Below are 11,525 nucleotides of genomic sequence, written 5' to 3'. Positions count from 1 at the left end.
TCCACCGCAATTGACTAACATGTGCCTTGGGCGCACTTTGCACAATCAGGTGCAAATCGGAAAAATATTGAATGACTGAGCATGATCTGCAGGGGATATTTCACCGCAGGGGCTGGCTTGCCTCCCAGCCCGAGGAATTCCGCAAGGCCTGGCTCGATCTCGCCGAGTTCAGCGAGCTTTCCGCCGGAGAACTGCTCTTCTCGCTCGGGGGCCCGCCCGGTGGCATTTACGGCGTCGCCGAGGGTTACGCCGACGTTCTAATCGCGTCGGGCTATATCACCCCGGCCTTGGCGCATATCGCCCGCCCCGGCTGGTGGGTCGGCGAAGCAACGGCCCTCACCGGGTCACCACGCCGCGTCGAGATCCGCGCCCGCACTGACCTGAAGGTTTGCTGCGTCTCGCTGCAAGGCATCGAAAGCCTCGAGGCGCGTTTCCCCCGGCTTTGGCGCACACTCGCGCAACTGACCGTGCTGCATCTCGACAACGCGCTGATGTATGCCTCGGCTGTGACCAAGGGGGACGCGCGGACCAAAATCCTGAGCACATTGATTAGGCTGGCAGGGCCGGAAATGACGAACGACGCGGTCATTTCGGTCCCTTGCACTCAGCAGGAACTCGGCGAGATGGCAGGCCTGCATCGCAACAGTGCGGGACCGGCGCTGCGCAGCCTGGAGCGAGAAGGTCTGATTTCGCGAGTGACCTACAGTCAGATTGACTACAACCCTGTTAGACTTGCCCATGCAAGCGAGAGGGAGCTGAGCAGCGGAGCACGGTGACTCATCATAAATTGAGTCGCATGAATGTCGGCCTTGGGCTCGGAGCGGGCTTGCGGCGGCGCGGCGTGCTGGCCGCTTCGGTGAGTCGGGCTGACCGGCAGAGACGGCCCTACCGGTCGTCGCCGGGCCGCTCCGCCGTCTCACCGAAGCGGCCATTCATGCAGGCTGCAGCATTTTGAACGGTCCGAGGTCGGCAGTGCTGACTCTCCAGACGTTCGCTGCCATGCAGCGCGAGCGTGAGTTCGGTAGGCCCGGCGAAGACCGGATAGCCGTCAGGTGGCGGCCCGTACCTCAGTTCAGGAACAGCACTGTGGCCTGCTGCGTGAAATCACCCTTTGGACCTTTCCCAAGAGCATCATTTCACCTGGTGAGGTGCGGTCAGGCCAAGGCGCTCGCCGCGTCAGGGCAATGCGACGGTCTCCAGGATTTCGTCGGTCACGCGGTCAGGCGTCACGCCGTCTCCCAGGGCTTCGAAACGCAGCTTCAGGCGATGGCGGAAGACATTTCCAGCGATGGCGTGGATGTCCTGCGGATCGACATAGTCGCGCCCTTCGAGCCAGGCATGGGCGCGGGCGCATTTGTCCAGAGCAAGCGACGCGCGCGGGCTGGCGCCGACCTCGATCCACGTTGCGATCTCCTCGGAGTATTTCTCCGGCGTGCGTGTCGCCTGCACGAGGGCGGCCATGTAGTCCGTCATCGGGTCGGCGACATGGATCTCGTCGATCTCGGCGCGCGCCGCGAAGATGGCCGACTGCAGGACGGGGGGAGGCGCGTCGGCGACAGCCACGGGGCGATTCTTCGCACTGTCTTCGGCCCGGATCATCTTGATGATCGCCGCTTCATCCTCGACTGGAGGGTAATCCACGCGGACATGCATCAGGAAGCGATCCATCTGCGCCTCGGGCAGCGCGTAGGTACCCTCCTGTTCGATCGGGTTCTGCGTGGCGCAGACGATGAACAGGGGCGGCATGACATGGGTGGTGCCGCCGACGGTGACCTGTCGCTCCTCCATGGCTTCCAGCAGTGCCGCCTGAACCTTTGCGGGGGCGCGGTTGATCTCGTCCGCAAGGACGATGTTGGCAAAGATCGGGCCCTGCTCGAAGCGGAACTCGCCCTTGCCGTCCGTCTGGTAGTAGACATCCGTGCCGGTGACATCCGAGGGCAGCAGGTCCGGTGTGAACTGGATGCGGCTGTAGTCGGCTTCGAGGTTCTTTGCCATGGCCTTCACGGCGCGGGTCTTGGCCAGCCCGGGCAGCCCCTCGATGAGCAGGTTTCCGTTGGCGAGGAGGCCAATGATCAGGTCGCGGATCACGGCCTGCTGCCCGACGATCTGGTCTCCCATGCGGGTGATCAATCTGCTGATGTCGTCATGCGCTGTCATGCGGTGATCCTGTCGTTTTGGTCTTGTTGCGCGTTCATGGATTTAGGTCCGGAAGATCGCCATGCGGTCTCGGGCGGGAGGCGTGATGGCCACGTGCGTGGTCTTTCAAGGTCTTAATTCCGCTGGACCATCGGTCTCCGGGCTCGGCCCCGTTCGTCGCGCCCGGGCCGTAGAGTTCTCTGCCGATGTCCAGATAGGCCGATGTCACCGGCTCCGGTGGAGGCCCGTCATGACGTCCACGCCGCCACCAGTGGCGGGTCCATGTCAGCGCCGGGCCCAGTCTGTGAGCCTGCAAGGACTTTTCGGCCTGCCTCAGCGCGTAGCGCGACGAGTTCCGCCATGCCGCATGCGCGCGGGTCACCCTGTTCGCCACGACCGGCCGGGCGCGCCGCCATATCAACAGAAGCAGCAGCGCAGCCAAGATGAGGAGGGCCGCGACCACGGCAGCCCTGCGCCAGTCAAAAGGCTCGGATGCCTCCGTCGGGGCGGCACCGCTGACGGCGAAATCCGTCCCTTCGAGGATCTGTTCCTCGACCTTGTCCGCGGTGGTGTTATACCACCCCAGGCGAACTTCCGGCAGGCTGAAGCGACCGCCCTGCTTGGCGATATAGGTCACGCTTTCGATGCGGGTCCCGAGCCCGGTCTCGGGATCGTCCTCCACCACTGGCGGGTCGGGGTGTTCCGAAAGCCCCGGCTGATCCAGCGATGAAAGCAGCGGCGGGATGGCCATGGCGCGACCGCCCTCGATGGTCGCGGTGACGCGGCGGGTGATCGCGGCGCCCGGCTCCAGCGCGCCCTCCGCACCCTCGATCACCTGCTCCAGCGTCACCGAAGTCGCCGCAAGAAACGGGTCCAGACCCGCCGCTGCCGCCGGAACCAGCCCGGTCAGGGTCAGTGCCTCGGTCTGAGCCGTCACCTCGACAGGTTTGTAGGCGCTGTCGGCATAGGTGAGGGTGATCGCCTGCGGCGGCAGTTCGATCGCCCCCGGTACAAGCGGCGTGATCTGGTATTCCTGGCGGACGCCGGACCATTTGCGCCCGGCGACGCGTTCACTGACCGGACGCCCGGATTTCTCGGGCACTTCCACCATGATGTTGGGCAGGTCGTAGCTCGGCAGGGAGACGGGTTTGGAAAAGAAGCTGGGCACCAGCACGGTGACGCGCAGGGTCGTGGGCTGGCCGGTGAGGATATCGGCGGGGTCCAGCTCGGTGCGGATCACAGGCGCATCGGCACTCTCCTGCGCCGCCGCGGGCAAGGCGAGGCAGCAAAAGAGGGAGATGATCAGCAGGTGCCGCTTCATTCGCCGCCCCCCGTCTCCAGAGAAAGGCGGATCTTCAGGAAGTCCTGCATCCTTGTGTCGACGGTCCGCATCCACTGCTCCGCCGCCTGGAGTTCGAGCTCCTGGGATTCGATGGGTTGGGCGTCCTGGCCGCCCTCCATCTCGTCGTCGAAGACGACCTCGTCGGCGCCATCGTCGGCACCGGAGGTCTGCCGCGCATGATCGACGTAGGCCAGGATCGCCTGTGCGACCTCCAGGTTGCGGGCGGCCAGCTCGCTGGACGGATCGCGCGCAACGGCCTGTTCCAGCGTCTCTTCGCCCTCGCGGTACGAGCCCTGCCGGATCTGCGACAGACCCTTGGCGATCAAGGCATCGACGCTTTCGAGACGATCGAAAACCTCGGCCGCGTTTTCGTATTGACCCGCACGGTAGAGCGCCCGCCCACGCCAGTCCAAATCTTCAAACAGCCCGGCGGCCTCGGCATAGTCGCGGTGCTCGTAGGCACGGCGCCCTTGCTGATCCGGGGTCCAGAACCAATCCGCGAGCCCCTCCGCACTGGATGGTGTGGCGGGCATCACAAGCGCCGCCAGTGCTCCGACCGCCCATCGCATGGTCCAGCCGCGGCGGAACCAGAGAAGCGCCAGCAGCAGCGCGGGCGCGAACAGGAGCCATCCCCGGTCCTCCCATTTTTGCCGGTCGTCCGCCGCCAGGGCGGCCCGGTAGGCCGCGTCGATGTGGCGCGAGACGGCGGCCACGTCCTCGTCATCCGGTGTCATGGTCACGAGCCGCAGGCCACGGATGCCGCGCAACGCCTCGGCCGGTGCGTCGTCGTCGGAAATCAACAGCAGGATGATCGGCGCGCCGCCGTCCTTCAGGTAGGATTGCAGCGCGGGAATGTCCGCACGGTCGATCTCGTCGGCGACGAACAGTATCGCGCCAGGCGATGTCTCGGCATCCAGAACGGTGCCGGATTTCTCGATGGCGAGAGTCGCGTTGTTGCCCGGCTCTGGCATGACCTGGGGCAGCAGCCCGCTTAGGAAGCTGTCCAGGACCTGTGGATCGTCGGTCAGCGGTGCGATGAGATGCGCCGATCCGGCATAGGCGACAAGCGCCGCGCGCCCGCCCGCGCGGTTCGCGAGGATGTCCTGGATCTTGTACTTCGCCCGTTCCAGACGGCTTGGTGCGATGTCCCGCCGCGCCATGCTCTCCGACACCTCGAGCGCCAGCACCAGTGGCGCGGTGGGGGCGACAAGCGGATTGGGCACCCGCGTCCAGCTCGGCCCCGCGGCCCCGGCGATGACGAGCGCGGTCGCCAACATCACCACATCCACCGGCAGGAGCCGTCGCCTGCGATGCCCGTCGAGGCTGAGCGCATGGGCCAGGTGATCGGCCATCCCGGCGGGCTTCTGCGAGCGCGGCGCGAGGCGTCTGCGGGTCAGCCACCATGCCAGCAGCGTCGGCAGCAGCAGCAGCAGCAGCCACGGGCGGATGAAGTGGAAATACGACAGGCCGGTCAGGAACTCAGGCATGCGCACGCCTCGGCCTGGTGATGAAAAGCATGAGGAACTGCGACGCCAGTGTCAGCAGCACTGCCAGGATTGCCGGAAGATGCGCCAGGCTGTCGCGGGGACGATAGCTGATGGTTTCGACCATGCGCGGCGCGAGTTGGTCGATCTGATCGTAGATCTGCGCAAGCCCCTCGGTGTCGTCGGCGAAGAAGAACTGCCCCCCGGTGCGCCGCGCGATGTCCTGCAGCGCCGCGATGTCGACCTGGTTATCCGCCTGCCCGCCGTCGGGATCACCGACGCCGATGGTGTAAATCTGGATGCCGTTCTGCAAGGCGATCTCGGCGGCATTGACCGGGCTCATCCGGCTGCCGGTGTCGGCGCCGTCGCTGAGCAGGATCATCAGCCGCTGATCGACCTGGCTGTGCTCGAAGCTGCGGATGCCGAGCCCGATGGCGTCGCCGAGATTGGTATGCGGCCCGGCCATCCCGACGGTGGTCAGGGTCAGCAGGTCGCGCACCGCCTGCAAATCCTCGGTGAACGGGGCCTGCACGAAGGGTTTCGCGCCAAAGACGATCAGCGCCACACGATCGCCTTCGCGCTCGGAGATGAACTCCCCGACAACGTTCTTCACCGCGGCGAGGCGTTGCAGCGGCTCGCCGGTTTCGGTCACGAAGTCCTCCTCGTCCATGGACTCCGAGATGTCGACGACCAGCATCAGGTCGCGGGCGGCCTTGGTGACCTCGACTGCCTCGCCGATGCGTTCCGGGCGGGCAAGCGCCAGAAGCAGCAATATCCAAACCAGAACGCCCGCGATCATCTGGATGCGCCGCCGCGCGACCAGCAGCGCGCCTTCCTCCGGCGTAATGCCGAGCGCCTCGACGATGCGTGCGAAGGAGGGAAAGCGCAGGGCCTGCACGCTCTGGCGATAGGGCGCGACGAAGCGCCAGACCAGCAGGGGCAGCGGGAGCAGGAAGAAGACCCAAGGGTGCGCCAGCTCGATCATGTCTTCCCCCGCTTGTGGCTGCGAATCCAGCGCTCGGCGAGGGAGCGAAGCAACGGATCCGCGGCGGCGACGGGACGATAGGCGGCCGACGAAAGCACCCGCCCCGGTCCATCCGCGAAGCCCTCTCCGGCGAAACTCGTATCGAGGAAATTGAGCCAGGCCTCCCCGTAGAGCTTCGCGACCTGCCGTCTGGGATAGGCGGCAACGGCCGTTCTGCGGAGCACCGCCGCGATCTGCGCGGGATCGTCATCGGCCTGCTCGAGCGCCCGCAACGCGGCGCGGCGATAGGCATTCGCGCGCCGGTGGCGGAGCAGCGCCCAGACCAGTGCGGCGAGCACGATCAGCGCCGCAGCCGCCATCACCCACCACCCCGCCGTCTGCGGTGCGTAGGAGACTTGAGCCGGGTCAGGTGGCATCTCAAGCAGCTTGAGCAATTCGACGAGATCGAGGTTTTCGAGGTCCGGGTTCATCGCATGCGCCCTGTCACCCCGCGCACATTTGCCCCCAGTAGCCTGCGGACCTGCGCAACCGTGTCTTCGGCGGCGGTGAGTGGCATCAGAGGGATGCCGAACTTTCGCGACCAACCCTGCAGCGCCTCGGCGTGGCTTTGTGACATGCGCGCAAGCGCCTGCAGGGTCGCCCGGTCGCTGGTGTCAATCTCCGCCTGCATCCGCCCGTCCGAGGCCACCAGCTTGAGATCCGCCGGCGGGGTGCGGGTCATCGGGTCGCTGACCGGGCAGAGGATCACGTCGTTGCGCCGCGACAGGCTGCTGATCAGCCGTTCCGATCGCCAGTCGACCTCGTCAAAATCGCTGATCAGGAAGATGAGGTGATCGCGCTTGGCGATCTGCGCCACGACCTGCAGCGGCTCACGGATCCCCATCGGGCTCTCCACCTCGGCATTGGCATGGAGGGAGAGGTTCGCTTCGGCGATCTTGCCGAGGAAGCTCTGAACCGCGGCATGGCTGCGTTGCGGGCGAACTTCCTGCAAGCGGTGATCCGTAAAGACAATCCCGCCCACCCGGTCGCCCTGATCGAGAATGCGAAAGGCGATCAGCGCCGCGGCCTCTGCCGCCGTGACCGCCTTCATGTTGAGCTTGGAGCCAAAGAACATAGACATGCGCTGGTCCACGACGATTAACGCGGGGCGGTCGCGTTCCTCGGTGAAGACGCGGATGTGGGGCCGTCCGGTCCGGGCGGTCACCTTCCAGTCGATGTCGCGCACGTCGTCGCCGGGCAGGTAGCCGCGCAACTCCTCGAAATCGAGCCCCCGTCCGCGGAGGGCCGAGGCACTGCGGCCATTGAGAACGCTGCGCACGGGCTGGCGCGGCATGAAGCTCAGATCGGTCGCCTTGGAGGCAAAGCTGCGCAAGTGCGCCATGTCCACGTGGATGCGCGGATCAGACGGGCTGTCGCTGACCGGGGTCCGCATGTCCGGGCTACCTCCTGAAAACCTGAAACCTTCTCCCGGATCCCGGAGGGCACACCGACACCGGATTGTACGCTCTGGTCAGGGAGGTCTTCGGGGCGGCGCGCGCGGCGCCACCCCGATTGAGCTCTATCAGTGTTATTCGGCTTCCCCAGCCGAATAGAGCATCTCGGTGAAGTTCCCGACCTGCGGCGAGAAGCTCTTTTGGCGGACCGGGAAGTCCTTGAAGGACGCGACGAACTCGCCCATGACCCCGCCCAGCGTGCCGATCAGCCAGCTGCGGTTCTCGGCCCACTCGTCATAGCCGCGGGAATCGTGGAACCGCTCGAACGGGTCCAGCTTCAGGTTGGTGATGATCGGCGTGGACAGCTCCGGCTGCGGCGAGCGGAACCAGTGTTCCTGATCGCGGAACTGGAACTTCCAGTCGCCGACCCGCAGGCCGTGGAAGGTGGTCTCAGTGAAGTAGAAGAACTCCTTGCGCTTGGTCTCACCGTTGTTCAGCAGGATGTCCGACTGGTCATAGCCGTCGAGGTGAACCTTGTAGGTCATGTCGCCGACCTGCTTGCCCTCCAGAAGCTCCTCTTTCAGCGTGGGGTCACCGAGGAAGGACAGGAGCGTGGGCATCCAGTCTTCCATGGTCATGAACTCGCCAGTCGAGACGCCCGCAGGGATATGACCATCCCATTTCACCAGCATCGGCACGCGGAAGCCGCCTTCATAGGCGCTGACGCCCTTCTGACCCTTGAACGGCTGGTTGCCGCCGTCGGGCCAGGAGTTGGACGCCGCACCGTTGTCGGTCGAGAACATGACGATGGTGTTGTCGGCCACGCCGAGTTCGTCGAGCAGTCCGAGCAGTTGCCCCACGTAGTCGTCCACCTCCTTCATGCCGTCGGCATAGAGGCCGTAGCCGGTCACGCCGTCGGATTCCGGCTTGAGGTTCGTGCGGTAATGCATCCGCGAGAAATTGTGCCAGACGAAGAAGGGGTCGCCCGCCTCCACGCTGCGGCGGATGAAGTCCATCGACTGCACCATGACCTCGTCATCCAGCACGCGCTGCCGCTCCTGGCCGAAGGGCCCGAGATCCTGGATGTCCTGGTCGCCGTCATCGAGTGCACGCGCCTGGATCACCCCGCGCTGCTGCAGCCCGAGAGCCGCCTGGCCCTCTTCGTCGGGATAGTCGTATTGCTCCGGATACTCACCCGCATTCAGGTGATAGAGAATGCCGAAGAACTCGTCGAACCCATGCGCCGTCGGCAGGTGCTCGTCGCGGTCGCCAAGGTGGTTCTTGCCGAATTGCCCGGTCGCATAACCCAGCGGTTTCAGCAGCTCGGCGATGGTGGGGTCCTCAGCCTGAAGGCCCTGCGGCGCGCCCGGCAGGCCGACAGTACTAAGACCCGTCCGGATCGGATATTGGCCAGTGATGAACGAGGCCCGGCCTGCGGTGCAGGAGGCGTGACCGTAGTGATCCATGAAGATCATACCGTCTGCAGCGATGCTATCGATATTCGGCGTCTCGCCGCCCATCATCCCGCGATGATAGGCACTGACATTCCACATGCCGATATCGTCGCCCCAGATGATCAGGATGTTCGGGCGCTCGGCATCCTGGGCAAAGCTGGCGCTTGAGAAGGTTGCGAGCAGAAGCGTGAGCGCGGAGAGCAATAGTAACGGAATGCGACTGAGGTTTTTCGCTGACATGAGCCATTCTCCTATCTGAATTCAGAAAATCATTTTTTGGGTGATCTGCGCCCCGGCGCGGCGCCGCGATTGTAACTCCACCAGCCTAGGAACTCCCCTTCGGACCGACCCGGGCCATGGTGATTTAGGTGATCTCGGGCTTAATATTGCCAGTTGCACTGGCGACAGGAGATCGATGGTTCGAACGGACGATCGTTCGAGTCAAAGGATGGTGCACGGACCAGTCGGACACTTTGCTGTCCATGTGAACTTTTGTAGAAGGCACTGCCGCAGTCCTGCGACGAGAGGACATATTCAAAGAATCTACTCCTGATTGCTCAAGATTGTCGTAGCGTAACCTTTGGTTAGTCATTTTGAGGAGAAGTTTTTGAAAATGAGCGAAATTTTTCTCAATCAACGAGTGCAAACTGTCTGCGGAGTGTTCCGTTCTGTCCGTTGCTGTTTATGCGAGGAGAGTCGAACCTCGTGAAAGGGTTCTCTGCTGCCTTGCGGCGGCGCTACACGGCGACGCTTTCTTGTGGCGTGCGTTGCAGATGAAAAGAGGTGCGACTGCCGCAGGGTTAGCGCAAACATTATTGATGCAACTTTGACATGTGCAGAAGCTGCTCCTAACCTGCCGCACAGAACTGCGGCTTCTGCGCGAGTCTTGCGGACAGGGGCATGAATGTCCTGAAACCGGGCTGAAGGGGTTCTAAAATTTACACGCCCCATAAATCCAAAGCGCCGATGGAATTTGATCCTTCCAGGCATTGGGAATTTGACGGGTTTGTGCTGGACCAGCATGTCGGGCAACTGCAGCGCGCCGGCCAGAACCTACAAATACGGCCCAAGGCTTTGGCGCTATTAACCTATTTCCTTTCCAATCCCGGGCGGGTTCTCGACAAGAGCATCTTGATGGACGCCGTTTGGCCCGAAGTCACGGTTTCGGACGATTCATTAACTCAATGTGTTTCGGAGCTCCGGCGTCTCCTCGGCCCCTCAGCATCACGTGTCCGCACGCTGCCGCGTCGCGGCTATCTTTTTGTCTCTGACGGGGTCGAGACAAGCGAGACCACGACAGACACTGCAGCGCCAGACGCAGTGGCGCGCCCATCTGTATTGGTTCTCCCCTTCGTAACCTATGATCCCGCCGATCGAATTGCAGACGGACTCGCGGAAGAAATCAGCGCAGGTTTGGGGCGCTTCCGCCAGATTTTCGTGGTCGCTCACGACAGCGCGCGGGCCCTCTGTGACGCCCAGTTGGACGACTTCGCTGTCGCGCGAACACTCAGCGTGCGCTACGTAGTGTCCGGCTCCGCGCGCCGCTCCGGCGCCCGCCTTCGTGTCACCGCGCGGTTGGTCGAGGTGAACTCGGGCACGGAACTCTGGGGGGACCATTTCGATAGCGTAGACACGGAGATCTTTACCCTACACGATCAGGTCACCCAGAACATCCTTGGTGCGATGGTACCTCGAATGGAGACGGCTGAGATCAGCCGGGTATGTCGCAAGCCGCCGGAGAGTTTGGAGGCTTACGACATCTGCCTCGCCGCCCATGCCGCGATCCGGCGAATGACGCCGGATGGCAACCGGCTGGCACTGGCACTTGCCGACCAAGCACTCGCGCTAGAACCAGATTACGGGTTGGCGGCAGGTTTGGCGGCATGGGCCTATACGCTGCGCGTCGCCCATGGGTGGTACGAGGATTTCGGGGCTGAAGCACGGCGCGGCATCGAATTGGCGCACCTCGCGATCACTTCCGGTGCGCGCGCGGGAGACGCTGCCGCCTTGGCAACAGGTGGCTATGCGCTCGCGTTCCTTGACGGCTCGCTGGAAGAAGGGCTGGCAGCCATCGAAGAAGGTATTAGGATTAATCCCGGTGACGCGCGTGCCTATGTATTCGCAGGCTGGGTTCTCGGCTATCTCGGACGTGCGACCGAGGCGATCAGTATGTTCCAAACCGCGCTGAAGCTTAGCCCACGCGATCCAGAATTGTTCAGACTGCAGGCGGGCATGGCCTTTGGGCATTTGCTGAATGGCGACATGTCTTCTGCCATTGCCGCGGGCCGGGCTGCCCTGCAACATCATCCGGACTTCAGCCCGACCCATAGAGCATTGGCCGCAGCATTGGCCCTGTCGGGTCGGACCGAAGAAGCCAAGAGGGTCGTCGCCGAGCTGCTCAGGCTGGTTCCGAACCTCACTGTGAGTAAATTTGGCGAGCAGAGTCTTTTCCGATACTCGGGCCAGATGGACCGTATTCTCGAAGGCTTGCGCCAGGCAGGTCTACCGCCGTAACTCCAAGCTGTCACGCCCGTGGGGAAGCGGCGAGCAGCGTGCCTTAGTGGTGGCAATAGGTCGCTCGCTTGGGTCGCGACGAGAGCCGCGGATTGTCATGACTTTAGTTCATGCCGCCTGCTTATCGGTCTGAGCAAAACGACAGGACCATCTTCTGATCTGCCACGTCGGGTTGAT

The 11,525-nt window shown here is 63.7% G+C and carries 9 protein-coding genes; 2 read left to right on the top strand and 7 right to left on the bottom strand.

Annotated elements, in window-relative coordinates:
- Positions 1-71: 71 nt before the first annotated feature.
- Positions 72-776, top strand: a complete 705-nt coding sequence (locus PVT71_RS29045; protein WP_353476747.1) for a Crp/Fnr family transcriptional regulator — start codon at positions 72-74, stop codon at positions 774-776.
- Between the two features lie 400 nt (positions 777-1,176).
- Here the strand turns inward: PVT71_RS29045 and PVT71_RS29040 are convergent, their stop codons facing one another.
- From PVT71_RS29040 to PVT71_RS29010, 7 genes are all read right to left on the bottom strand, one after another.
- Positions 1,177-2,157, bottom strand: a complete 981-nt coding sequence (locus PVT71_RS29040; RefSeq protein WP_353476746.1) for a MoxR family ATPase — start codon at positions 2,155-2,157, stop codon at positions 1,177-1,179.
- 34 nt (positions 2,158-2,191) lie between these two features.
- A complete protein-coding gene (locus PVT71_RS29035) occupies positions 2,192-3,457 on the bottom strand; it encodes a hypothetical protein (RefSeq protein ID WP_353476745.1) in 1,266 nt (421 codons plus the stop codon).
- Complete coding sequence (locus tag PVT71_RS29030) at positions 3,454-4,965, bottom strand: VWA domain-containing protein (protein ID WP_353476744.1); 1,512 nt, start codon at positions 4,963-4,965, stop codon at positions 3,454-3,456. The genes PVT71_RS29035 and PVT71_RS29030 overlap by 4 nt, the downstream gene beginning before the upstream one ends.
- Complete coding sequence (locus tag PVT71_RS29025) at positions 4,958-5,947, bottom strand: VWA domain-containing protein (protein ID WP_353476743.1); 990 nt, start codon at positions 5,945-5,947, stop codon at positions 4,958-4,960. The genes PVT71_RS29030 and PVT71_RS29025 overlap by 8 nt, the downstream gene beginning before the upstream one ends.
- Positions 5,944-6,417, bottom strand: a complete 474-nt coding sequence (locus tag PVT71_RS29020) for a DUF4381 domain-containing protein (protein ID WP_353476742.1) — start codon at positions 6,415-6,417, stop codon at positions 5,944-5,946. Before PVT71_RS29020 ends, PVT71_RS29025 begins: the two co-directional genes overlap by 4 nt.
- Positions 6,414-7,379: a DUF58 domain-containing protein gene (locus PVT71_RS29015; RefSeq protein WP_353476741.1), complete on the bottom strand. Its 966-nt coding sequence runs from the start codon at positions 7,377-7,379 to the stop codon at positions 6,414-6,416. Before PVT71_RS29015 ends, PVT71_RS29020 begins: the two co-directional genes overlap by 4 nt.
- Positions 7,380-7,514: 135 nt before the next feature.
- Positions 7,515-9,074 carry an arylsulfatase gene (locus PVT71_RS29010; protein ID WP_353476740.1) on the bottom strand — a complete coding sequence of 520 codons (1,560 nt, stop codon included), beginning with the start codon at positions 9,072-9,074 and terminating at the stop codon, positions 7,515-7,517.
- A gap of 726 nt (positions 9,075-9,800) precedes the next feature.
- Between PVT71_RS29010 and PVT71_RS29005 the strand changes: the two genes are divergently transcribed.
- On the top strand, positions 9,801-11,348 hold the full coding sequence (locus tag PVT71_RS29005; RefSeq protein ID WP_353476739.1) for a winged helix-turn-helix domain-containing protein: 1,548 nt from the start codon (positions 9,801-9,803) through the stop codon (positions 11,346-11,348).
- Positions 11,349-11,525 lie beyond the last annotated feature (177 nt).

The organism is Salipiger sp. H15 (assembly GCF_040409955.1).
GTDB lineage: Bacteria > Pseudomonadota > Alphaproteobacteria > Rhodobacterales > Rhodobacteraceae > Salipiger.
This window is presented reverse-complemented; position numbering and strand designations above follow the sequence as displayed.